The sequence below is a fragment of the Streptomyces sp. NPDC017529 genome (assembly GCF_044329785.1).
Classification (GTDB): Bacteria; Actinomycetota; Actinomycetes; order Streptomycetales; family Streptomycetaceae; genus Streptomyces.
This window is the reverse complement of record NZ_JBIRJY010000002.1, coordinates 36,988-60,237: the sequence shown is the minus strand read 5'-3', so window position 1 is coordinate 60,237 and position 23,250 is coordinate 36,988. Positions and strand designations below refer to the sequence as shown.

Here is a 23,250-nt window from a genome sequence, read left to right as displayed (position 1 = left end):
CGCGTACGGGGCGCGGGGGTGGCCGCTAAGCCACTCCCGCCTCCCGCGCCGCTCCCGCCTCCCGCGCCGCTCCCGCCTCCTGAGCCACTCCCGCTCCCACGCCCTTCGCCTCCCGTTCCGCGCGCGGGCGGTGGGCCGCCGTCAGCGCGGCGGCGGCCAGGGCGAATCCGGCGGCCAGCCAGGGCAGCCGGGCCGCGCCCACCGTCTCCAGCCCGATGCCGCCCAGCCCGCCCGCCAGGGACACGGCCAGGTAGATGGCGGCCGCGTTGAGCGAGACGACCACGGCCTGCGCCTGCGGGGCGAGCGCGGCGATCCGCTGCTGCTGCGGCGTGGTCACCGAGAACGACACCCAGCCGGACACCGCCACCGCGACCAGCGCGCTGGGCAGCCAGTCCCTGCACAGCGGTACGAGAGTGAAGACCACGGCGAGCGCGAGCGCGGCGGCGAGTACCACCCGCCGGGGCCCGAACCGGTCGGCGAGGTGCCCGGCGACCAGGTTCCCCGCCGTACCGGTGATGCCGAAGACCAGGAGCAGCACGGCCGCCAGGCCCCCGCCGCCTCCGTCACCGCCCCCTTCGCCGCGGCCGAGCACCGGCGCGTACACCGCGCTGATGTACTCGAAGGGCAGGTAGATCCCGACGAACACCACGACGGTGATCACCAGTGTGTACAGGACTCCGCGGTCCGCCAGCGGCGCCAGCCGGCGGCGCAGGCCGCGCGGCGTGTCGATGCGTACGCGCGGCAGGCGGGCGGCGAGCAGCGGTACGACGAGCAGCGGCAGGACGGTGACCAGCCACATCGTGGTCCGCCAGCCGTACGCGCCGCCGACGGCGGTGCCCAGCGGCGCCCCGAGGACCAGCGCGGAGGTCAGGCCGGTGTTCACGAGCGCGAAGGCGCGCCCGCGTGCCGTATCGCCGGCGAGCGCAGCGGCGGTGGCCGAGGCGTTCGGGGTGTAGAGCGCGGCGCCGGCCGCCGCGACGACGCGGGCGGCGAGCGCCGCGGGGTAGGTGGGGGCGAGCGCGGTGGCCGCGTTGCCGAGCGCGAAGACGATCAGCGCCGTGAGCAGGACGGCGCGCCGGGACCAGCCGGCGGTGGACGCTGCCAGGAGGGGTGAGAGCACCGCGTAGCCGATGGCGAACACGGTGACGAGCTGGCCGGCGGCGCCGAGCCCGATGTGCAGGTCGGCGGCGATTCCGGGGAGGACGCCGGCGATCACGAAGGCGTCGGTGCCGACGACGAACGTGCCGAGGGCGAGCACCGTCGCGTTCAAGCGCCAGCCGCCCGCGCCGGGAGCGCCGGGCGGCTGGGGAGAGGGGTGGGGCGCGCTGTTGCCGGGCATGGGGTCTCCGACTCCGGAGTGGTACCGATCGGTACCGTTTGCTGGGACGGCGAGACGGTACCGATCGGTTCCGTTGCGAGTCAAGGTTGGTTATCGTGGCCGTATGCCGACCAACGCCCGCGAACGCCTCGTCAGGGCAGCCGAGGAACTCTTCTACGCCGAAGGCATCCGCGCCGTCGGCGTCGAGCGGTTGCTCGCCGCCTCCGGGGTGGGCCGGGCCTCGTTCTACCGGCACTTCGCGAGCAAGGACGACCTGGTCGTGGCGGTGGTGGACGGCTACGGGCAGCGCTGGTTCGACTGGCTGCACGCCGCGGTCGCCGAGCGGGGCGGCACGCCGCTCGCCCTCTTCGACGCGCTGGCCGAGCGTTTCGGGTCCGACGACTACCGCGGTTGCGCCGCCATCAACACGATGGTGGAGGTCGCCGACCCGGCCAGCGCCGCGCACCGCGCCGCCGCCGCCCACAAGCGCACGCTGACCTCGTACGTCGCCGAGCTGCTCACCGAGGCCGGCTACGCCCGCGCCACACGGGAACTGGCCGAGCAGCTGGTGCTGTTGATCGACGGAGCCCAGGTCACCGCCCTGCGCGAGCGCTCGGCGGCTCCCGCCCACCGCGCCAAGGCGGTGGCCTCCGCCCTGCTCGCCGCCGTCTGAGTCCGGGCCGCCACGCCGCGGCGGCCGCTACCGGTGCCGGCGTTCGAGCAGGTCGCGAAGGCCGCGGGACGGCACCTCCGGCGCGAACGGTGCGGCCGTTTTCAGGCCGCGGTAGTAGATCAGCAGGGACTCGCCCAGAAAGCTGACGCCGATGCTGAGTTGGACCGGGCGCGCGCTGGCGTGCATGCCCATGTGCTCGGCGAAGACCCCGTAGCCCGCGGACACCAGCAGCGACGCGACGACGACGAGAAAGGTGCGGCCCGTGTAGCGCTGCCACAAGGTGCCGCCCTTTTCGAAGAGCCGGACCATGAGGCCGCGCGCGGCGCCGAGGGCGAGGCCGAGGAAGGCGCCGGGGACCACCCAGGCGATGTCGGTTCCCGTGACGTCGTCGGCCTTGGCGACGAAGAGGATGCCGAGGCCGGTCAGGACGGCCGGGCCGGTGAAGAGGTCGCGTACGTTGACCGGTTCGCCCTTCAGACGCTTGGCGATCACGATGACGAGGACCACGGCGACGATCGCCGCGAGCAGCCAGCCGTTCACTGATGTTCCCCCTTGGTGTGCCCGCGTGGCCGAGGCGCGGGACTTATTTAGCTCAGTCGTGCCAAAAACAATTTAGCTCGGCCGTGCCACAATGGCAACATGCCGAAGATCGTTGACCCGGAGGCCCGCCGCCAGGCCGTCGCCGACGCCGTCCTGCGTGTCGTCGCACGGGAAGGAGTGGAAGGCGCCTCGCTGCGCAACGTCGCCGAAGCCGCCGGGCTGGCCATCGGGTCGGTGCGGCACTACTTCCGCGACCACGACGAGCTGCTGCTCTTCACGATGCGGGAGCTGAGCGCGCGCATCGACCGGCGCGTACGCGCGCACGTGGACCGCCTGCTCGACCCGGCGGCGCGGCACGAGCGCCCGGCCGAGGCGGAGGAGCTGATCGGCGAGTTCCTCGCCCTGGACGACGAGCGGCACCGGGAAGCGGTGCTCTGGGCCGCGTTCTGCGGCGCGGCCCGTACCCGTCCCGAACTGCGCGCCTGTGCGGTCGAGATGGAAGCCGACACAAGGGCTCTGCTGTCCCGGGTGCTGCGCGAGGCGCAGAAGGCGGGCGGCCTGCCGGCGGACCTGGACGTCGACCTGGAGTGCCTGCGGCTGTCCGCCCTGCTGGACGGGCTCAACCTGCGGGCGATGCTGGAGCCCGAGTACGTCACCCCCGAAGCCCAGCGGGCGGTGCTGCGGCGGCATCTGCGGTCGCTCAAGGCCGCGCGGTAGTCCGTCCGACCGGCGGGCACCGCTTCGGCGGGTACGCTGACGGGCGGTCGGTGACGGGTGAACGCGCGGGGTGGGCAGTGGACAAGCCAGGGCTACGGAAGGCGCTCGCCGCCGTGCTCGCCGCCACGGCGCTGGCCACCGCCGGCTGCTCGGCGGAGCCCGAACCGAAGCCGCGGACGGCCCCGGAGTCCAAGCCCTCCGCGTCCGCGCCCGCCTGCCCCGAAAGCGGCGTCGTCATCAAGGGGTCCCGGGTGGACGCCGCCATGGGCACCCGCGCCATGGACATCACCCTGACCAACTGCGGGACGCGCCCCTACCAGGTCGACGGCTACGCGGGCATCCGCGTGCTGGACGAGCGGCGCAAGCCGCTGGACGTGAAGATCAGCCACGGCTCGGACGTCGTCGACGACGTCGGCCCCGAACCGCTGACGCTCAAGCCGGGCGAGCGGGCCGTGGCCGTGCTGATGTGGCGCAATCTGGTCACGGACGCGACGGTGCCCGCCGCGCACGGCGCCTTCCTGGACATCACACCGGCCGAGGGCGGCGGCGGGCCGCAGACCGTGCGCGAACTCGTCGACCTCGGCACCACCGGCAAGCTGGGCGTCACCGCGTGGCACCGGCAGCGCCCGCGTACGCGTACGTAGGCCGCGCCCGCGGGCCGCGCGGCTACTTGTCGATGTCGCCGACCACGAAGAAGAGCGAGCCGAGGATGGCGACCATGTCGGCGACCAAGGTGCCCGGCAGCAGCTCGGCGAGCGCCTGGATGTTGTTGTACGAGGCCGAGCGCAGCTTGAGGCGGTACGGGGTCTTCTCGCCCTTGGAGACCAGGTAGTAGCCGTTGATGCCGAGCGGGTTCTCGGTCCAGGCGTAGGTCGTGCCCTCGGGCGCCTTGAGGACCTTCGGGAGGCGCTGGTTGATCGGTCCCGGCGGCAGGTCCGCGATCCGGTCCAGGCAGGCGTCGGCCAGGTCCAGGGAGTTGTGGGTCTGCTCCAGGAGGCATTCGAAGCGGGCCAGGCAGTCGCCTTCCTCGCGGGTCACCACCTCCAGCGTGTCCTGGAGGTCCGCGTACGCGAGGTACGGCTCGTCGCGGCGCAGGTCGAAGTCGACGCCGGAGGCGCGGGCGATCGGCCCGGAGACGCCGTACGCGTGCACCGCCTCGCGGCTCAGCACGCCGATGCCGCGGGTACGGCCGCGGAAGATCTCGTTGCCGAGGACCAGCCGGTCGAAGACGTCCATCCGGGAGCGGACCTCGGAGACGGCGTGCCGGGCGCGGCCGAGCCAGCCGGCCGGCAGGTCCTCCTTGAGGCCGCCGACGCGGTTGAACATGTAGTGCATCCGGCCGCCGGAGATCTCCTCCATCACGTTCTGGAGTTCTTCGCGCTCGCGGAAGGCGTGGAAGACGGGCGTGATGCCGCCCAGCTCCAGGGGGTAGGAGCCGAGGAACATCAGGTGGTTGAGGACCCGGTTCAGCTCGGCGAGGAGCGTACGGGTCCACACGGCGCGCTCGGGGACCTCCATGCCGAGCATCCGCTCCACGCCGAGGACCACGCCCAGCTCGTTGGAGAAGGCCGACAGCCAGTCGTGGCGGTTGGCGAGCATGATGATCTGCCGGTAGTCGCGCGCCTCGAAGAGCTTCTCGGCGCCGCGGTGCATGTAGCCGATCACGGGTTCGGCGTGCTGGATGCGCTCGCCGTCCAGGACGAGGCGCAGCCGCAGCACGCCGTGCGTGGAGGGGTGCTGCGGGCCGATGTTCAGCACCATGTCGGTGCTCTCCGCCGCGCCGCCGATGCCGACCGTGGTCTCCGTCATGGGGACAGTCTCGCAGTTCGGTGCGGGGCCGGCGGCCGGGGTGTACGGGAGCGGGCTCTTGGCGGGGCGGGCGGGCTCTTACGGGGCGAGCAGGCCCGCGCAGGCGCCGCCGACCGGTTGCAGCAGCCAGCCGAAGGCGCCCAGGCCCGCCGGGTCGGTCAGCTCGGCCGCCGCGCCCGCCGAGCCGAGGGCCCGTACGTAGGCGGCCGGGTCGCTGGAGGCGAGGGCGAGGGGCGGGCGGCTGCCGTCGACGCCGAGGGCGCGCAGCGCCTGCCGTTGGGTGAGGCGTTCGGCGCCGGGGCCGGCGCAGGCGTCCAGGGCGACGTGGGAGGTGATGTCGCAGCTGCCGTCGGGTACGGGGCGTACCTCGCGGCCCTCGCGGAAGCCGGTGAGGGTGCCGTAGGGCGGGCGGGTGTCGCGGGTGTGCGCGTAGTCGGCGGTGGCGGCGAGGCCGGCGCGCAGGGTGCGGACCGCGCGGGACCAGGCCGTGTCGCGTGGGTGGCCGATTTCGGCGCGCAGCCCGGGGCCGTCGTCCGGTGCGGGCCACCACCGGGCGAGCCACGCGGCGTCCGCGCCGGTCACGGGGTCGCCGAGCCGTTCCGTGCCGTCCGCGCGCACCAGGACGCGGCGGGGGACGCCGGCCTCGTCGGTCTCGGCGACGTCGACCGGGACGTTGTCGAGCCACTCGTTGGCGAAGAGCAGGCCGGTCAGGGAGCCGGGGGCGGGCAGCTCGGCGAGCCAGGTGACGCGCTCGTCGAGGCCGGCGGGCCGGGGGGCGCGTTCGACGGCGTACGGGCGCACGCGGGCGCGTACGGATTCCGGCAGCGCCCCGAGTACGCCGGTCAGCAGTTCGCCGCGCCCGGCGCCCACGTCCACCAGCGCCAGCTCTTCGGGGCGCCCCAGAGACGCGTCGACGCGTTTCAGGAGCGTGGCCAGCGCCTGGGCATACAGGGGAGAGACGTGCACCGAGGTACGGAAATGGCCGGCGGGGCCGGGGCCGCCGGCCTTGGTGTAGAAGCCGCCGGGGCCGTACAGTGCCCGCTCCGCGGCGTCCCGCCAGCCGCACCAGTCGTGTGTCACCGCACCACGGTACGCGGTCCGCCACCCCTGTTGGCCTGGAGGGGAACGGCACGTCCCGAGGGCACCGGGACCCCGGTGGCACCCGGTCTCCACCTTGCGGAGTACTCCCGACGCGCAGGATCGCCCGTCCGGTTGACCCGTACACCTATACGCCCTGCCTACGCTGGGTTACGTGCAGCGTCTCTACGACTTCTTCCGCAGGCATCCGACAGGAGTGGACACCTTCTGGGCCGTCCTCCTGTTCGGCTTCAACAGTCTGGAGCTGGTGTCGTCCGCGACCCTGCACGGCGGCCTGAACACGGCGGTCAAGCTGTGCCTCGCCATCGCGATGTGCGTGGTCGTCGCCCTGCGGCGCAAGGCGCCGGACAAGATGCTGCTGCTGGCGGTCGCGACCGGGGTCGCCCAGCTCGTGTTCGACATTCCGCCCAACCTGTCCAACTTCGCGATGATGGTGATCATTTATACGGTCGCCTCTGGTACGAAGCGCTGGGCCTCCCGTGTCGCCCTCGCCGGGGCCCTGCTCGGCCCGGTGCTCGCGGCCGTCAGGTACGGCAACGGGCCCACGCCCCGAAACCTCATGGAGGCCCTGTTCATCACGGGTCTCCTCACGGTCCCTTTCGTGCTGGCGTGGGTGCTCGGCGACTCGGTCCGAACCCGCCGCGCGTACTGGGCCCAGCTGGAGGAGAAGGCCGCCCGGCTGGAGAAGGAGCGCGAGACCCAGTCGCGGATCGCGGTGGCCGCCGAGCGCGCCCGGATCGCCCGCGAGCTGCACGACGTCGTCGCGCACAACGTGTCCGTGATGGTGGTCCAGGCCGACGGCGCCGCGTACGTCCTGCAGAGCGCGCCCGAGCAGGCCAAGCAGGCGCTGGAGACGATCTCCGGCACCGGACGGCAGGCGCTCGCCGAGATGCGCCGCCTGCTGGGCGTGCTGCGCACGGGCGAGCAGCCCGAAGGCGGCGAGTACGTTCCGCAGCCCGGCGTCGAACAGCTGGCGGACCTCATCGACCAGGTGCGGGGAGCCGGACTGCCCGTCGACTTCCGGGTGGCGGGCGAACCGCGCCCGCTGCCCAGCAGCGTCGAACTGACGGCGTACCGCATCGTGCAGGAAGCGCTGACCAACACCCGCAAGCACGGCGGCCCGGACGTCGGCGCCACAGTCCGTCTCTCCTACCAGGACGCCGAGCTCGACCTGCTGGTCGAGGACGACGGGCGGGGCGCCCAGCACGAGCTGTACTCGGGCGGCGGGGCGGACGGCCTCGGCCACGGGCTCATCGGCATGCGCGAGCGGGTCGGGATGGTCGGCGGCAGCCTGGACGCGGGCCCGCGGCCGGGAGGAGGCTTCCGGATCAGCGCGGTGCTGCCGCTCAAGTCGGGCCGGTGAGGCGGGACGCGGCCCCCGCACCCCGCCCGCTGCGACCGCTCCGCTTCCGTACGTACCCTGTTGCCGCGCCGCCGACGGCCGGCCCTCCCGGCGCCGGTACCACCGCTCCGCCTCCCCGCACCGCCGTTGAAAGGGACCTCCTGCCATGACTGTCCGCGTAATGCTCGTAGACGACCAGATGCTCTTGCGCACCGGCTTCCGCATGGTGCTGGCCGCGCAGCCCGACATGGAGGTCGTCGCCGAGGCGGGTGACGGGGTGGAGGCCCTGGAGGTGCTCCGGTCCACCAAGGTCGACGTCATCCTGATGGACGTCCGCATGCCGCACCTGGACGGCGTGGAGACCACTCGCCGGATCTGCGGGGGCGGGCAGCAGGAGGGCGCGCCGAAGGTGCTGATCCTGACCACCTTCGACCTGGACGAGTACGCCTTCTCCGCGCTCAAGGCCGGGGCCAGCGGCTTCATGCTGAAGGACGTGCCGCCGAGCGAACTGCTGGCCGCCATCCGCGCGGTCCAGAGCGGGGACGCGGTGGTCGCGCCCTCGACCACCCGCCGGTTGCTGGACCGGTTCACGCCGATGCTGCCGGCGACCGGGGCCGAGCCCGTCCGCCCGGAGATCGGGCGGCTGACGGAGCGCGAGCGGGAGGTGCTGCTGCTGGTCGCGCAGGGCCTCTCCAATGGGGAGATCGCCGCGCAGCTGGTGCTGTCGGAGGCCACGGTCAAGACACACGTGGGCCGCATCCTCACGAAGCTGGAGCTGCGGGACCGGGTGCAGGCGGTGGTGCTCGCGTACGAGACGGGTCTCGTACGGGCCGGTGGCGGCGCGAGCGCGTAGCGGCGGGACCCGGGGTAAGGAGCGGTGGCGCCGGCGTAGGTGGCTGCGGCGCCTGGCGTAAAAGGGGCTGCCAGGTGGCGAGTTGGGCGAGGGGCGGGGTTGACGGGAGGGGCCCGGGGGAGCAGATTGGGCGCGCTCGGTAAGGAAACTTTCCTAACAGAGGGGTCTCGCTGTGCGCAGACGTACCTTCGCCCTTGCCACCGCCGCCGCGACCGCGCTGCTCTCCGCCGCGGCGCTGCCCGCCACCGCCCAGCCCCCCGCCCAGGCCGCCGCGGCGCGGCCGGGCGTCACGGAGGGCTCGGTCAGCGCCGCCGACCTGCTCGCCAAGGTCACCAGCTGTTCACAGATCTCCAACGGCAAGTACCGCACCGACGAGGAGTCTTCGGCGACCGTCCCGGTCTGCGGCAAGAAAGGCGCCGTGTTCTGGAAGGCGGACATGGACATCGACTGCGACGGCCAGGTCACGGCCAAGTGCAACAAGGACACCGACCCCTGGTTCCAGCCGGACACCCGGTACCACCAGTCCAACGGCAAGCCGCTGAACGCCGAGAAGCTGCCCTACGTCGTCGTCCCCTCCGTCAGCGGCATCTGGAACTACGAGTCGGCGGGCATCAAGGGCGGCGGCATCGTCGCGATCGTCTACAAGAACAAGGTCGAGTACGCGGTCGTCGGCGACAGCGGGCCCGAGAAGATCATCGGTGAGGCGTCGTACGCGGCCGCCAAGGGCCTCGGCATCGACCCCGACCCGGCCACCGGCGGTGCCGAATCCGGCGTCACCTACATCCTGTTCAAGAACTCCCAGGCGTCCCCCATCGAGAGCCACAGCGACGCGGTGTCCCGCGGCGACGCCCTCGCCAAGAAGTTCCTCCAGGAGAACTGACGGGACGAAGGGCCCCGTACGGACGCGTGTCCCGGCCGGTGCGGCAACGCCTCAGCGCAGGACGCCCTCCAGGAAGTCGCTGCCCAGGCGCGCCACCACCTGGACGTCCAGCTGGTGCAGGACGTACCGGCCGCGGCGGCGCGTCTGGAGCAGCCCGGCCTTCTTCAGGATGGCCAGGTGCCGGGAGACCTCGGGCGCGGATATGCCGTGCGCGGTGGCCAGCTCGCCGGTGGTGTAGGCGGTGCGGGCCAGGTTGCGGCACATCCGCAGGCGCATCGGGTGGGCGAGCGCTTCGAGCCGGGATTCGAGCAGGGCGGTCGAGGCGGGACCGGTCAGCTCCGGTGCCGCGACGGGGTAGTGGATCACCGGGCGCCAGCCCGTCGCGTGCAGCACCATCAGGTGCGGCCAGCCGAACGAGGTGGGGATGAAGGTGACCCCCGGACCGACGGCCGGGTCCAGGGCCGTGGTGCGGCCGTGGATCAGCTTGTCGACGACGATGCGCGAGCGGTCCTCGTCGAGGGTCACCGCGGGCGACACCTCGGCCAGCGCCTCGGCAAGCCCCTTGTGGCGCAGGACCTCGGCCTTGTGCCGCGCGTCGGCGGCGAGCTGGACCCGCACCCGCTTCCAGACGTCCGCGAAGAACGCCTGGTCGCAGTCCTCGAACAGGCGGCGGATCCAGGTCCGCACGCCCGGCGGGTCGGCGAGCAGCCGCCGGGCGAACTCGGCCTGCCGGGGGCCCCGCGCGGTGGCCCGCTCCAGCGCCATCCGGCGGGACTCGGCGTCCACGAGCGGCGAGGGGCCGCCCAACCTGAACGTACTGGTGCAGGAGATCTCCAGCGCGGCGTCCACATACAGCTCGTCGTCGAGCCGGTCGAGCAGGTCCAGGTCCTCGGCGAGCGTCGCGCCGGGCTGCCCGGCGGCGTCCGCCAGCGCGGCGAACGGCATCGAGATGTCCGAGAAGGTCGGGCCCCACAGGAAGTCCGCCTCGTGCAGCCGGTCGGCCAGGTCGGGTTTGAGTGCGCTGGTCGTCGCGGTCGTCCAGCCGTGCAGGTTGGGGTGGTGTGCGGGCTCGGCGAGCGCGTGCAGTGCGGTGCCCAGCTCGGCGAGCGGCGAAGGGCTGAACACCATGCGCTCGGCGGGCAGCCCCGCCACATCGATCCAGACACTCATGTGTCCGTCCCCTCCCGTCCGGATGCCGCTTCCGCCGTCCGGACCACACGGCCCGGACCCGTCGTCAACTTGCGCCGATCGGACCCCCGCCCGGCTTCCTCCCCATCATGCGCGCGCCCGTGACCTGCGACGCCATCGATTGACGGCTCCCGTCAATCGATGGGCCGCCGACCGCGGGGCAGCCTCACTGTGGTGCCCATGAACGCATCCCAGCAGTACATGCTCGACGCCTACCGGGCCGCCCAGCACGGCGAGCCCGCGCCTGCCCACCCCGGAACCGGCGACGTCCGGGCACTGCGCGAAATCCGTCTGTGGCTGCGGTTCCAGGCCGTCGTCACCCCGCCGGAAGACCGCCCGCTGGCCCGCGCCCGGCGCGCCGCACGCCACGCTCTGGCCTGGCGTCCCGTACGCCTCACCCGGTCCGCGCACCCCGGTCCGTCCCGGCCGCTGCCCCACCCTCCCCTCGCTTCCTCCGCCGCTTCCACCCCCACCATGACGGATCTCGCCCGCCTCGGCGACCCCTGTGGATAACTCCGGCGGGCAGGCGCACAGGCCCCGCGCGGCACGGCCGCGGCCGCCCGACGAGACGCCCGTCTCACCCTGCGTACGGCCCTGAAGACCGCCGTAAACACTCGCGTAGCATGGCGAACGAATCGTCCGGTACCCCCCGCGGACTGGAACGGAAGGCCATCGCCGCGTGAACACAACCCCACCCACCGAGGCCCAGGACCGCCCCGCCCGGCTGACCGTCGGAGTCGTCGGCGCAGGCCGCGTCGGGCCTGCCCTCGCCGCGTCGCTGCAACTCGCCGGGCACCGGCCGGTCGCCGTTTCCGGCGTCTCCGACGCGTCCGTACGGCGTGCGGCCGCCCTGCTCCCCGACGTGCCGGTCGTCCCGCCGTCCGAGGTGCTCCGGCGCGCCGAGCTGGTGCTGCTGACCGTGCCCGACGACGCCCTCCCCGGGCTCGTCGCCGGCCTGGCGGAGACCGGTGCCGTACGGCCGGGCCAGCTCCTCGTCCACACCTCCGGCCGGTTCGGCACGGCCGTCCTGGACCCGGCCACCCGCGCCGGCGCGCTGCCGCTGGCCCTGCACCCCGCCATGACCTTCACCGGCACGCGGGTCGACGTGCAGCGGCTGGCCGGCTGCTCCTTCGGCGTCACGGCGCCCGACCCCCTGCGGATGGCCGCCGAGGCGCTGGTCATCGAGATGGGCGGGGAGCCGGAATGGATCGCGGAGGCCGCCCGGCCGCTCTACCACGCGGCCCTCGCCATCGGCGCGAACCACCTGGTCACGCTGGTGGCCCAGGCAATGGAACTGCTGCGGGACGCCGGGGTCGGCGCGCCGGACCGGATGCTCGGCCCGCTGCTGGGCGCGGCGCTGGACAACGCGCTGCGCTCCGGTGACGCCGCCCTGACCGGGCCGGTGGCGCGCGGGGACGCGGGCACCGTCGCCGCCCACGTCGCGGAGCTGCGCAAGCACGCGCCGCAGAGCGTCGCGGGGTACCTGGCCATGGCCCGTACGACCGCGGACCGCGCCCTGGCGCACGGCCTCCTGAAGCCGGAGCTGGCCGAGGACCTGCTGGGCGTCCTGTCGAACGCCGGCGACGGCGCCGGGAGCGCCCGGCCCGCCGACGACCACCGCGAAGACCCTCCCGGCGGCGACCCCGAAGAAGGCGACCGATGAACGCCCCGCGCACCCGCCTCGTGCACACCGCCGCCGAGCTGCGCGGCCTTCCGCGCCGTCCTGGCGAGCGGGCCGTCGTGATGACCATGGGAGCCCTGCACGAGGGGCACGCGACGCTGGTCAGGGCCGCCCGCGACCGCGTCGGGCCGGACGGCCAAGTCGTCGTCACGGTCTTCGTCAACCCGCTCCAGTTCGGCGCCGGCGAGGACCTCGACCGCTATCCCCGCACCCTGGAAGCGGACCTCGCGCTGGCCGTGGAGGCCGGCGCCGACGCGGTGTTCGCGCCGTCCGCCGACGAGGTCTACCCGGGAGGCGCCCCGCAGGTCCGGATAACCGCCGGCCCCATGGGCGGCCTCCTGGAGGGCGCCAGCAGACCGGGGCACTTCGACGGCGTGCTGACCGTCGTCGGCAAGCTCCTGCACCTCACGCGGCCCGACGTGGCGCTGTTCGGGCAGAAGGACGCGCAGCAACTGGCCGTCATCGAGCGCATGGTGGCCGACCTGGACTTCGGCGTACGGATCGTCGGCGTCCCCACCGTCCGCGAGGAGGACGGGCTGGCGCTCTCCAGCCGTAACCGCTACCTCTCGGCCGCCGAGCGCCGTACCGCGCTCGCACTGTCCCGGGCGCTGTTCGCGGCCCGCGACCGGCTCGCCGCCGAGGAGGCACTGCGCGACCGCGCCTCGTACGGGGCCCGCACGGCCCGTCGAGTGCACGACCGTTCGGCGGCGCTCGCCGCCCTCGGCGAGGACCGCGCGGCGGCCGACGCGCACGCCCTCGCGCACGCCGTCGCGACCCCGCTGTGGGGCCCTTCGGTGGCGCGCGCCGCGGCCCGCACCGTGCTCCGGGAAGCCGCCCGCCTCGAACCGCCGCTCGTGCTGGACTACGTGGCGCTCGTCGACCCGGCCGATTTCACCGAGGTCCCCGAGACGTACGAGGGGGAGGCCGTCCTCGCGGTCGCCGCCAAGGTCGGCACCACCCGCCTCATCGACAACATCCGCCTCACGTTCGGAGCGCCCCGATGAACGGCACCGGCACCCCCGCCCCCGCCCTCCGCCTCCAGGCACCCGCCCCCGGCTGGTCCATCGAGGCCGACGTCGTCGTGGTCGGCTCCGGGGTCGCGGGGCTGACCGCCGCGCTGCGCTGCGCCGCCGCCGGCCGCCGCACCGTCGTGGTCACCAAGGCCCGCCTGGACGACGGCTCCACCCGCTGGGCCCAGGGCGGCATCGCCGCCGCGCTCGGCGAGGGCGACACCCCCGCACAGCACCTGGAGGACACCCTCGTCGCGGGCGCCGGGCTGTGCGACGAGAACGCCGTACGGACCCTGGTCACCGAGGGCCCGGACGCCGTACGCCGCCTCATCGCCACCGGCGCCCGCTTCGACACCGCGCCCGGCACCGACGAGATAGCCCTCACCCGCGAGGGCGGGCACCACCGCAGCCGCATAGCGCACGCGGGCGGCGACGCGACCGGCGCCGAGATCTCCCGCGCCCTGGTGGACGCCGTCCGCTCCCAGGGCCTGCGCACGATCGAGAACGCCCTCGTCCTCGACCTGCTCACGGACGCCGAGGGCCGCACGGCCGGCGTCACGCTGCACGTGATGGGCGAGGGCCAGCACGACGGCGTGGGCGCCGTGCACGCCCCCGCGGTCGTCCTGGCCACCGGCGGCATGGGCCAGGTCTTCTCCGCGACCACCAACCCGGCGGTCTCCACCGGCGACGGCGTCGCCCTCGCGCTGCGCGCCGGCGCCGAGGTCTCCGACCTCGAATTCGTCCAGTTCCACCCGACGGTGCTCTACCTCGGCCCGGACGCGGAGGGCCAGCAGCCGCTGATCTCGGAGGCGGTACGCGGCGAGGGCGCCCAGCTGGTGGACGCCGGCGGCACCCGCTTCATGCTCGGGCAGCACGAACTCGCCGAACTGGCCCCGCGCGACATCGTCGCCAAGGCCATCATGCGCCGCGCCCGGGAACAGGGCACCGACCACATGTACCTGGACGCCCGGCACTTCGGCGCCGCCATGTGGGAGCGGCGCTTCCCGACCATCCTCGCCGCCTGCCGCGCCCACGGCATCGACCCGGTCACCGAGCCGATCCCGGTCGCGCCCGCCGCGCACTACGCCTCCGGGGGCGTACGGACCGACCTGTACGGCCGGACGACCGTGCCGGGCCTGTACGCGTGCGGCGAGGTCGCGTGCACCGGCGTGCACGGCGCCAACCGGCTCGCCTCCAACTCCCTCCTGGAGGGGCTGGTCTTCGCCGAGCGCATCGCGGACGACATCACGGCCGCGCCCGTCCGGCGGCCCGGCCCCGCCGTCGCGCCCACCGCAGACCCCGTACCGCTGCTCGCCCCCGAGGCGCGGCCCGCGATCCAGCGGACCATGACCGCCGGGGCAGGGGTGCTGCGCTCCGCCGCGAGCCTCACCGAGGCCTTCTCCGCGCTGGTCCGGATGCAGCGTGCCGCCGCCGACCCGGCCCCCGCCGACGGGCCCAAGCCCGCCGAGCCCGGCGTCGAGGCGTGGGAGGCCACCAACCTCCTGATGGTCGCCCGGGTTCTGGTCAGCAGCGCCCGCAACCGCGAGGAGACCCGCGGCTGCCACTGGCGCGAGGACCACGCCGACCGGGACGACGCCACGTGGCGGTGCCACTTCCTGGTCACCCACCGCCCGCCGCACACCCTGAACTTCCGTACGACCGACACCGCCGATTTCCCCGCGACGACCGCCGCACCCGCGCCCGAAACGGAGCCGAACCAGTGAGCACCCCCGACGACCTCCCCCTGCACCAGATCGGCCGTCCGGAAGCCGAGGCCCCGGAGGGCGGCGGCTGCGGCGACTCCTGCGGCTGCGGCGCCGGCGACGCCTACGAACTCGACCCGCTCGCCTGCGGCCTCGACCCCGACCTCGCGGCGCTCCTGGTCAACGGCGGCCTGGACCCCGTACAGGTCGAGGACGTCGCCCACATGGCCGTGGAGGAGGACCTCGACCGGGGCGTGGACGTCACCACCGTCGCGACCGTCCCCGAAGACGCCGTCGCCACCGGCGACTTCACGGCGCGCGAGGCGGGTACGGTGGCCGGCCTGCGCGTCGCCGAGGCCGTGCTGTCCATCGTGTGCACCGCCGAGTTCGAGGTCGAGCGGCACGTGGAGGACGGCGACCGCGTCGAGGCCGGGCAGAAGCTGCTGAGCGTCACCACCCGGGCCCGCGACCTGCTCACCGCCGAGCGCAGCGCCCTGAACCTGCTGTGCCGGCTGTCCGGCATCGCCACCGCCACCCGCGCCTGGGCCGACACCCTGGAGGGCACCGGCGCCAAGGTCCGCGACACCCGTAAGACGACGCCCGGACTGCGCGCCCTGGAGAAGTTCGCGGTGCGCTGCGGCGGCGGCGTGAACCACCGTATGTCGCTGTCCGACGCGGCCCTGATCAAGGACAACCACGTCGTCGCGGCGGGCGGCATCGCCGAGGCGTTCAAGGCCGTACGGGACCGCTTCCCCGGCGTGCCCATCGAGGTGGAGGTCGACCGGCTGGACCAGATCCCGCCGATCCTCGCCGAGGGCGCCGACCTGATCCTGCTGGACAACTTCACCCCGGAGCGGACCCGCGAGGCGGTGACGCTGGTGGCCGGGAAGGCGATCCTGGAGTCCTCCGGGCGGCTCACCCTGGACAACGCCCGTGCGTACGCCGAAACCGGGGTGGACTTCCTGGCCGTGGGCGCGCTCACGCACTCCTCCCGGATCCTGGACATCGGCCTCGACCTGCGCGAGGAGCGCTGACGGACATGCTGCTCACCATCGACGTAGGCAACACCCACACCGTCCTCGGCCTGTTCGACGGCGAGGAGATCGTCGAGCACTGGCGCATCTCCACCGACGCCCGCCGCACCGCCGACGAACTCGCCGTGCTCCTCCAGGGCCTGATGGGCACGCACCCGCTGCTGGGCGAGGAACTGGGCGACGGCATCGAGGGCATCGCCATCTGCTCGACCGTGCCCTCCGTCCTCCACGAGCTGCGCGAGGTCACCCGGCGCTACTACGGGGACGTGCCGGCGGTCCTGGTCGAGCCGGGCGTCAAGACGGGCGTGCCGATCCTCATGGACAACCCCAAGGAGGTCGGCGCCGACCGGATCATCAACGCGCTGGCGGCGGTGGAGCTGTACGGCGGCCCGGCCGTGGTGGTCGACTTCGGTACGGCCACGACGTTCGACGCGGTCAGCGCGCGCGGCGAGTACGTCGGCGGCGTGATCGCGCCGGGCATCGAGATCTCCGTGGAGGCCCTCGGCGTGAAGGGCGCCCAGCTCCGCAAGATCGAGCTGGCCCGGCCGCGCAGCGTGATCGGCAAGAACACCGTCGAGGCCATGCAGTCCGGCATCCTGTACGGCTTCGCCGGCCAGGTCGACGGCGTCGTGCAGCGCATGGCGCGGGAACTGGCCAAGGACCCGGACGACGTGACGGTGATCGCCACCGGCGGGCTGGCGCCCATGGTGCTCGGCGAGTCCTCCGTCATCGACGAGCACGAGCCGTGGCTCACGCTGATCGGGCTGCGCCTGGTGTACGAGCGCAACGTCACCCGGGGGTGAGCCGTACGGGAGGCACGGGCCCGGGGGCGGGTGCCGGCGAACTGCTGGGGCGAATGGCCCGTTTGGCCAGTTTTGGCGGGCTTTGGTCCGCCAATCGGCCTCACGGGGCTTTTGTTCACTAAGGCTGGTTGCGCGACACTTGCACCTTTCTAATGGTGTTAAGCGGATTTTGTCCGCTAGGGACGTAAGGTCACCTCATGCCTATGCCATACGGATCCCGCGGCGGTATGGCCTTCAGCGCCGACGAGTTGCGCGTACTCCGCCGCGCCCTCGCCGCCGCCCTCCAGCCGACGCGCCACACCACCGGTGCCACCGACGCCCCGGCGGGCTACGACGCCGACGGCGCCCAGGAGGTCCAGGAGTATCTGCGGCTGGCCGAGGCCGTGGACGAGGCGGCGCGCGAGGGCGGCCGTCTGCGCGCCTTTCTCCTCGCCGACCTCGCCCGCTACCGGGAGGCCCTGCCCGGCTCCGCCAGCGGGTACCTGGAGCAGCTACAGGAGGCGCTGGCGGTCGGCTACGACCCCGGGGCCGCCGACCTCGCCGCCCTGCGCTCCCTGTGCGCCCAGGGGCAGAGCCCGGCCGAGAGCGCGCGCCGCGCCGCCCTGCTGCGCCGCTGCGAAAACCTGGCCGAGCTTTCCGTACGGGCCCGGCTGCGCGCCCTCCCGGGCGGCCGGACCGCCGGCGAGCCCGACCCGGCGCCCAGGCCCGCGCCGCACCCGCAGCCGAAGGCGCCGCGGCCGGGCAGGCCCGTGCCCACGCCGGGCGATGTGTTCCCGCCGCGCCGCAGGCCGACGCCGCCCCCCGCGGCCCGTTCCGCGTGAGCGCTGCGTACTCTGGAAGCCTCACGCCAGAAGGAGGCCCCTGGTCATGGATTACGTCGCAGCGCTGGTACCGCCCGTGGTGATGGCCGTGGCGTTCGTCGCGCTCATCGTGACGATCGTGAAGAGCCAGGGCGGCGAGAACAAGTCCAAGGAGGACGCGGCCGTCGACGCCGCGCTGGCCCGCGCCGAGGGTGCCCGCCAGGAGCCCAAGGCCCACGGCGCCTGACCGCTGCCGCCGCGCGGGCCCGATCGTTTGTTTCGATCGCTTGACCGGCCTTGCGTCCCGTGAACGTCTGGTACGGCCCGAGATTGCGCGTCTCGGGCCTTACCTGCTTTTTCCGGCGTAAATCAACCGGTTATAACCGGCATTCGTGACATCTCCCACTATTGTGCTGGTGTGCCACGACGCTTGGGTGATCTGGAAGACGCGGTCATGACGCGGGTGTGGGAGTGGAACCGCCCGGTCACCGTTCGGGAAGTCCTGGAAGATCTGCAGAAGGAACGGTCGATCGCCTACACGACGGTGATGACCGTATTGGACAACCTCCATCAGAAGGGCTGGGTGCGGCGGGAAGCCGAAGGGCGCGCCTATCGATATGAGGCGGTCTCCACTCGTGCCGCCTACTCGGCCGCACTGATGAACGAGGCGTGGTCCGCGAGTGACAACCCCGCGGCCGCTCTCGTGGCCTTCTTCGGCATGATGTCGCCGGAACAGAGGTACGCCCTGCGGGATGCCGTACGCATGGTGCAGGCCGACGAACCGGCGGAACCCGCGCCGGCGCCGCCGCAAGAGGGGCGTACCGAACGCGAACCCCCAGGACCGGCGGAACGGCCGGACCGAGCGGAACGCGCCGACGAAGGCCCCGGTGAACACCCGCGGGAACCCGCCGGGCTCCCGGATGGCGCCGAAGCGCGCGAAGCGGATGCGCGGGAAGTACCCCGGGCGGGATCCGGCGACTCGGGGCGATAGCGTCGCCGCATGCCGTCGCTATCAAATGGGCTCACCGTCCGCCGTGCCAGGACCAGCGATGTACCGGCCGTACGCCGGCTCATCGACTCCTACTCACCGGACGGCATCCTGCTGGACAAAGCCACCGTGACACTTTACGAGGACATCCAGGAGTTCTGGGTGGCCGAGCGGGACCAGGACGCCGAGGTCGTCGGCTGCGGGGCCCTGCACGTCATGTGGGAAGACCTGGCCGAAGTGCGCACATTGGCGGTGGACCCGCAGCTCAAGGGCACCGGTGTCGGCCATCTCGTCCTCGACAAGCTGGTGCGCACCGCCGGCTGGCTCGGAGTGCGGCGCATTTTCTGCCTCACCTTCGAAGTGGACTTCTTCGCGAAGCACGGGTTCGTGGAGATCGGTGAGACGCCCGTCGACGGCGATGTCTACAGCGAGCTGCTGCGTTCCTATGACGAGGGCGTTGCCGAGTTCCTCGGTCTCGAACGAGTGAAGCCCAACACCCTGGGCAACAGCCGCATGCTTCTGCACCTGTGATCAGCGTTCTATGTCCGAATCGCGCCCCTATCTCATGGCTGTGGAAGCCAGCGTTCCCCGGCTGCCGCGCAACTGAACCCCACCCAAGGGTTTGTGTTTTTCCCGGAAAAGCGGTTTGCTTTCCGTCGTAATCCGCATTCGATGAAAGGGAAACCGGTGGCACAGAAGGTTCAGGTTCTTCTTGTCGACGACCTCAACGGCGGCGAGGCCCACGAGACCGTCACGTTCGCCCTCGACGGCAAGTCCTATGAGATCGACCTGTCCGACGACAACGCGCAGAAGCTGCGCGAGTCGCTTGCCGAGTTCGTGAAGGCGGGCCGCAAGACCGGTGGCCGTTCCGCCGGCCGCGGTAAGGCGCGGGCGACCTCCGGTGGCAGCCCGGACACCGCGAAGATCCGTGCGTGGGCCAAGGAGAACGGCTACAACGTCAATGACCGCGGCCGTGTGCCCGCGGAGATCCGTGAGGCGTTCGAGAAGGCCAACGGCTGATCGCCGTACCCGCGATCCGTTTGTCTTCGAGTTTGACGCAGCAAACGGGCCCGGTGGCATTCCGTCGCCGCCGCGCTCACGAGTCGTACGAGGTCGGGGGCGCGCCCCTGGCGACCCGCGAGGGGAGCACCGCGGCCCCCGCGCCCTGCCCCTGTCCCCGTGGTGGGCAGAGTCGCCTCGACCTCGCAACCCGGCTCGGGAGGCCGCACCCATCCCGCGGCCTCCCGCGGGCCGGTTCCGTACGGCCACCGGGAGTGTGGCGGGGGAGGTGACGGTGCGGGCATCCGGTCCCCGGCGCCGCGGGCGGTCAGATCCAGCCCGAGCGAGCCCCATTCCAGCCATTCCAGAAACTCCGGCAGTTCCTCCGCGGCCCCCGCGGACACGAGCACGAGCATTCTGGGACCGGCGGAGCCGCTGCGGTCGATCGCCACGGGCCCCGTGGGGCCCACCCGTGCCAGCACGGCCCGGCCCGCGTCGGCGGGCAGGTCGAGGGCGTCGAAGCGCACTCCGGTCAGCAGCTGGACCGGTTCCCCGCCGGCGGTCGGCCAGCGCAGCTCGTCCTCGTACCACTGCCGTACGGCAGTGAGAGGGGAACGGGAGCGCGGCAGCGCGACGGCCATACCCGTGCAACTCGCGAAACTCCGAGAAGTTACGCTGGGTTGACACGTGGACACGTGGCGTCGTCGCGGAAGGGGGCGGGGTGGCGCGTGACGGCGCGTTCGAAGGCGCTCGGGTGTTCGCCCGTAGCGGATGGAACGGGCCCGCGCCGCATGGAGTGTCAGTGGCAGCGGGTAGGACATTCCCAGTGGGAAGAGACGGTGCAGCGGCGTACGCAGCGCCTTTTCCGGGGTGGCGGCGGACTCCGGGCGGGCGTGTCGGCGGAGGTCGCGTTCGCCACGGGCGTACTGCCCCAGGGCGTATATGCCTGGCCTGCGGGAACATCGTCTCGCACCATCGGGTTGGAGCAGATGTCGGCTGTTCGGCAGCAGATTTCCCCACCGAAGCGGGGGTGATCCGGACGGATGTCGGCAGTTGGAATGAGCTGTCCCGTCCCACGGGACTAGCATGCGGAAGGACAGGGAGGGGACCGACCCCTAACTGCCTGACCGCTCTGAGGAGCGATTAACGATGTTCGAGAGGTTCACCGACCGTGCGCGGCGGGTTGTCGTCCTGGCTCAGGAAGAAGCCCGGATGCTCAACCACAACTACATCGGCACCGAGCACATCCTCCTGGGCCTGATCCACGAGGGTGAGGGTGTCGCCGCTAAGGCCCTGGAGAGCCTCGGGATTTCGCTCGAGGCGGTCCGCCAGCAGGTGGAGGAGATCATCGGCCAGGGGCAGCAGGCCCCGTCCGGCCACATCCCCTTCACCCCCCGTGCGAAGAAGGTCCTGGAGCTGTCGCTCCGCGAGGCCCTTCAGCTCGGCCACAATTACATCGGTACGGAGCACATCCTGCTCGGCCTGATCCGCGAGGGCGAGGGCGTCGCCGCCCAGGTCCTGGTGAAGCTGGGCGCCGATCTGAACCGGGTGCGGCAGCAGGTCATCCAGCTGCTCTCCGGCTACCAGGGCAAGGAGGCCGCCACCGCAGGCGGCCCGGCCGAGGGCACCCCCTCGACCTCGCTCGTCCTGGACCAGTTCGGCCGCAACCTGACGCAGGCCGCCCGCGAGACCAAGCTCGACCCGGTCATCGGGCGCGAGAAGGAAATCGAGCGGGTCATGCAGGTGCTGTCCCGCCGTACCAAGAACAACCCGGTCCTCATCGGCGAGCCCGGCGTCGGCAAGACGGCGGTCGTCGAGGGCCTGGCCCAGGCCATCGTCAAGGGCGAGGTGCCCGAGACCCTCAAGGACAAGCACCTCTACACCCTGGACCTGGGCGCCCTGGTCGCCGGCTCCCGCTACCGCGGTGACTTCGAGGAGCGCCTGAAGAAGGTGCTCAAGGAGATCCGCACCCGCGGCGACATCATCCTGTTCATCGACGAGCTCCACACCCTGGTGGGTGCGGGCGCCGCCGAGGGCGCGATCGACGCCGCGAGCATCCTCAAGCCCATGCTGGCGCGAGGCGAGCTGCAGACCATCGGTGCGACCACGCTCGACGAGTACCGCAAGTACCTGGAGAAGGACGCGGCCCTGGAGCGCCGCTTCCAGCCCATCCAGGTCGCGGAGCCGTCGCTGCCGCACACCATCGAGATCCTCAAGGGCCTGCGCGACCGTTACGAGGCGCACCACCGCGTCTCCATCACGGACGAGGCCCTGGTCCAGGCAGCCCAGCTGGCCGACCGCTACATCTCCGACCGCTTCCTGCCGGACAAGGCGATCGACCTGATCGACGAGGCCGGCTCCCGGATGCGCATCCGCCGGATGACCGCGCCGCCGGACCTCCGCGAGTTCGACGAGAAGATCGCCGACGTGCGCCGGGAGAAGGAGTCCGCGATCGACTCGCAGGACTTCGAGATGGCCGCGGGCCTGCGCGACAAGGAGAAGCAGCTCCTGGCCGCGAAGGCGAAGCGGGAGAAGGAGTGGAAGGCCGGCGACATGGACGTCGTCGCCGAGGTCGACGGCGAGCTGATCGCCGAGGTCCTGGCCACGGCGACCGGCATCCCGGTCTTCAAGCTGACCGAGGAGGAGTCCTCGCGGCTGCTGCGGATGGAGGACGAGCTCCACAAGCGCGTCATCGGCCAGAAGGACGCCATCAAGGCGCTCTCGCAGGCCATCCGCCGTACGCGGGCCGGTCTGAAGGACCCCAAGCGCCCCGGTGGCTCGTTCATCTTCGCCGGTCCGTCCGGTGTCGGTAAGACCGAGCTGTCCAAGACGCTCGCCGAGTTCCTCTTCGGCGACGAGGACGCGATGATCTCCCTCGACATGTCGGAGTTCAGCGAGAAGCACACGGTTTCCCGGCTCTTCGGCTCGCCTCCCGGCTATGTCGGCTACGAAGAGGGCGGCCAGCTCACCGAGAAGGTGCGCCGCAAGCCGTTCTCCGTCGTGCTGTTCGACGAGGTGGAGAAGGCCCACCCCGACATCTTCAACTCCCTGCTGCAGATCCTGGAGGACGGTCGCCTGACCGACTCCCAGGGCCGGGTGGTGGACTTCAAGAACACGGTCATCATCATGACGACCAACCTCGGGACCCGGGACATCTCCAAGGGCTTCAACCTGGGCTTCGCGGCCCAGGGCGACACCAAGAGCAGCTACGAGCGGATGAAGAACAAGGTCAACGAAGAGCTCAAGCAGCACTTCCGGCCCGAGTTCCTCAACCGTGTCGACGACACGGTGGTCTTCCACCAGCTCACCGAGGAAGACATCATCCAGATCGTCGACCTCATGATCGCCAAGGTGGACGAGCGCCTCAAGGACCGCGACATGGGCATCGAGCTCAGCGGTGAGGCCAAGAAGCTGCTCGCCAAGCGCGGCTACGACCCGGTGCTGGGCGCCCGCCCGCTGCGCCGGACCATCCAGCGCGAGATCGAGGACGCTCTCTCGGAGAAGATCCTCTTCAGCGAGCTGCGCTCCGGCCACATCGTGGTCGTCGACATCGAGGGTGAGGGCGAGAACGCCAAGTTCACCTTCCGCGGCGAGGAGAAGTCGGCGCTGCCCGACGCCCCGCCCGTGGAGTCCGCGGCCGGCGGCCCGGACCTGTCGAAGGACGCGTGACGGACCGGGCGCCCGGCGCCTGACCGGTACGGCTACGCCGCGGCCCGGAACCTGCTTCAGGTTCCGGGCCGCGGCGTTGTCGCGTGCGGGCGCAGCCGGATGCGGCAGCGGGCCGCGATATTGCCACGGGCATGAATCGCGGCGG

General features: G+C 72.3%; 24 protein-coding genes. 18 read left to right on the top strand and 6 right to left on the bottom strand.

Going from position 1 to position 23,250, the window contains the following annotated elements; genetic code table 11:
* Positions 1-25 precede the first annotated feature (25 nt).
* A complete protein-coding gene (locus ACH4K4_RS03835; protein WP_398164599.1) occupies positions 26-1,339 on the bottom strand; it encodes an MFS transporter in 1,314 nt (437 codons plus the stop codon).
* 103 nt (positions 1,340-1,442) lie between these two features.
* Between ACH4K4_RS03835 and ACH4K4_RS03830 the strand changes: the two genes are divergently transcribed.
* Positions 1,443-1,991, top strand: a complete 549-nt coding sequence (locus ACH4K4_RS03830; protein WP_398164597.1) for a TetR/AcrR family transcriptional regulator — start codon at positions 1,443-1,445, stop codon at positions 1,989-1,991.
* A 27-nt stretch (positions 1,992-2,018) separates the two neighbouring features.
* On the opposite strand, the gene ACH4K4_RS03825 is transcribed toward ACH4K4_RS03830, so the two are convergent.
* The gene (locus ACH4K4_RS03825) at positions 2,019-2,531 is read right to left on the bottom strand and encodes a DUF1453 domain-containing protein (RefSeq protein ID WP_398164595.1); all 513 of its coding nucleotides are present in this window, start codon (positions 2,529-2,531) and stop codon (positions 2,019-2,021) included.
* A 99-nt stretch (positions 2,532-2,630) separates the two neighbouring features.
* On the opposite strand from ACH4K4_RS03825, the gene ACH4K4_RS03820 reads away from it, so the two are divergent.
* Entirely contained in the window at positions 2,631-3,248 is a 618-nt protein-coding gene (locus ACH4K4_RS03820; RefSeq protein ID WP_398164594.1) for a TetR/AcrR family transcriptional regulator, read from the top strand.
* Positions 3,249-3,325: 77 nt separating this feature from the next.
* The gene (locus tag ACH4K4_RS03815) at positions 3,326-3,892 is read left to right on the top strand and encodes a DUF4232 domain-containing protein (RefSeq protein ID WP_398164592.1); all 567 of its coding nucleotides are present in this window, start codon (positions 3,326-3,328) and stop codon (positions 3,890-3,892) included.
* A 22-nt stretch (positions 3,893-3,914) separates the two neighbouring features.
* Here ACH4K4_RS03815 and ACH4K4_RS03810 read toward each other — a convergent pair whose 3' ends face one another.
* Positions 3,915-5,057, bottom strand: a complete 1,143-nt coding sequence (locus tag ACH4K4_RS03810) for an NADH-quinone oxidoreductase subunit D (protein ID WP_398164590.1) — start codon at positions 5,055-5,057, stop codon at positions 3,915-3,917.
* Between the two features lie 78 nt (positions 5,058-5,135).
* Positions 5,136-6,137 carry an SAM-dependent methyltransferase gene (locus ACH4K4_RS03805; protein WP_398164589.1) on the bottom strand — a complete coding sequence of 334 codons (1,002 nt, stop codon included), beginning with the start codon at positions 6,135-6,137 and terminating at the stop codon, positions 5,136-5,138.
* 172 nt (positions 6,138-6,309) lie between these two features.
* Here ACH4K4_RS03805 and ACH4K4_RS03800 point away from each other — a divergent pair, with 172 nt between their 5' ends.
* From ACH4K4_RS03800 to ACH4K4_RS03790, 3 genes are all read left to right on the top strand, one after another.
* A complete protein-coding gene (locus ACH4K4_RS03800) occupies positions 6,310-7,518 on the top strand; it encodes a sensor histidine kinase (RefSeq protein WP_398164588.1) in 1,209 nt (402 codons plus the stop codon).
* A gap of 145 nt (positions 7,519-7,663) precedes the next feature.
* Positions 7,664-8,350, top strand: coding sequence for a response regulator (locus tag ACH4K4_RS03795; RefSeq protein WP_398164586.1), 687 nt, complete (start codon positions 7,664-7,666; stop codon positions 8,348-8,350).
* 172 nt (positions 8,351-8,522) lie between these two features.
* Entirely contained in the window at positions 8,523-9,230 is a 708-nt protein-coding gene (locus ACH4K4_RS03790; RefSeq protein WP_398164584.1) for a glycoside hydrolase family 75 protein, read from the top strand.
* Positions 9,231-9,281: 51 nt separating this feature from the next.
* Here ACH4K4_RS03790 and ACH4K4_RS03785 read toward each other — a convergent pair whose 3' ends face one another.
* Positions 9,282-10,400, bottom strand: coding sequence for a DUF5937 family protein (locus tag ACH4K4_RS03785; protein WP_398164583.1), 1,119 nt, complete (start codon positions 10,398-10,400; stop codon positions 9,282-9,284).
* 198 nt (positions 10,401-10,598) lie between these two features.
* On the opposite strand from ACH4K4_RS03785, the gene ACH4K4_RS03780 reads away from it, so the two are divergent.
* From ACH4K4_RS03780 to ACH4K4_RS03730, 11 genes are all read left to right on the top strand, one after another.
* Positions 10,599-10,931 (top strand): hypothetical protein, encoded by a 333-nt coding sequence (locus ACH4K4_RS03780; RefSeq protein ID WP_398164581.1) that lies wholly within the window; start codon positions 10,599-10,601, stop codon positions 10,929-10,931.
* A gap of 166 nt (positions 10,932-11,097) precedes the next feature.
* Entirely contained in the window at positions 11,098-12,081 is a 984-nt protein-coding gene (locus tag ACH4K4_RS03775) for a Rossmann-like and DUF2520 domain-containing protein (RefSeq protein WP_398164579.1), read from the top strand.
* A complete protein-coding gene (panC, locus tag ACH4K4_RS03770) occupies positions 12,078-13,103 on the top strand; it encodes a pantoate--beta-alanine ligase (RefSeq protein WP_398164578.1) in 1,026 nt (341 codons plus the stop codon). The genes ACH4K4_RS03775 and panC overlap by 4 nt, the downstream gene beginning before the upstream one ends.
* Positions 13,100-14,833, top strand: a complete 1,734-nt coding sequence (locus tag ACH4K4_RS03765; protein WP_398164577.1) for an L-aspartate oxidase — start codon at positions 13,100-13,102, stop codon at positions 14,831-14,833. Before panC ends, ACH4K4_RS03765 begins: the two co-directional genes overlap by 4 nt.
* On the top strand, positions 14,830-15,846 hold the full coding sequence (nadC, locus tag ACH4K4_RS03760; RefSeq protein ID WP_398164575.1) for a carboxylating nicotinate-nucleotide diphosphorylase: 1,017 nt from the start codon (positions 14,830-14,832) through the stop codon (positions 15,844-15,846). The genes ACH4K4_RS03765 and nadC overlap by 4 nt, the downstream gene beginning before the upstream one ends.
* 5 nt (positions 15,847-15,851) lie before the next feature.
* Positions 15,852-16,649, top strand: a complete 798-nt coding sequence (locus ACH4K4_RS03755) for a type III pantothenate kinase (protein WP_398164573.1) — start codon at positions 15,852-15,854, stop codon at positions 16,647-16,649.
* Between the two features lie 197 nt (positions 16,650-16,846).
* Positions 16,847-17,470: a hypothetical protein gene (locus ACH4K4_RS03750; RefSeq protein WP_398164572.1), complete on the top strand. Its 624-nt coding sequence runs from the start codon at positions 16,847-16,849 to the stop codon at positions 17,468-17,470.
* Between the two features lie 46 nt (positions 17,471-17,516).
* Positions 17,517-17,696, top strand: coding sequence for a hypothetical protein (locus ACH4K4_RS03745; RefSeq protein ID WP_003982975.1), 180 nt, complete (start codon positions 17,517-17,519; stop codon positions 17,694-17,696).
* Between the two features lie 207 nt (positions 17,697-17,903).
* Positions 17,904-18,440, top strand: a complete 537-nt coding sequence (locus ACH4K4_RS03740) for a BlaI/MecI/CopY family transcriptional regulator (protein ID WP_398165394.1) — start codon at positions 17,904-17,906, stop codon at positions 18,438-18,440.
* A 9-nt stretch (positions 18,441-18,449) separates the two neighbouring features.
* Positions 18,450-18,968 (top strand): amino-acid N-acetyltransferase, encoded by a 519-nt coding sequence (locus tag ACH4K4_RS03735; RefSeq protein WP_360136765.1) that lies wholly within the window; start codon positions 18,450-18,452, stop codon positions 18,966-18,968.
* A gap of 156 nt (positions 18,969-19,124) precedes the next feature.
* A complete protein-coding gene (locus ACH4K4_RS03730; RefSeq protein WP_360136798.1) occupies positions 19,125-19,457 on the top strand; it encodes an Lsr2 family protein in 333 nt (110 codons plus the stop codon).
* On the opposite strand, the gene ACH4K4_RS03725 is transcribed toward ACH4K4_RS03730, so the two are convergent.
* On the bottom strand, positions 19,388-20,077 hold the full coding sequence (locus ACH4K4_RS03725) for an SCO3374 family protein (protein ID WP_398164571.1): 690 nt from the start codon (positions 20,075-20,077) through the stop codon (positions 19,388-19,390). The two genes, ACH4K4_RS03730 and ACH4K4_RS03725, sit on opposite strands and share 70 nt — an antisense overlap.
* Before the next feature lie 508 nt (positions 20,078-20,585).
* Between ACH4K4_RS03725 and ACH4K4_RS03720 the strand changes: the two genes are divergently transcribed.
* The gene (locus ACH4K4_RS03720) at positions 20,586-23,105 is read left to right on the top strand and encodes an ATP-dependent Clp protease ATP-binding subunit (RefSeq protein ID WP_073760604.1); all 2,520 of its coding nucleotides are present in this window, start codon (positions 20,586-20,588) and stop codon (positions 23,103-23,105) included.
* The last annotated feature ends 145 nt before the right edge of the window (positions 23,106-23,250 follow it).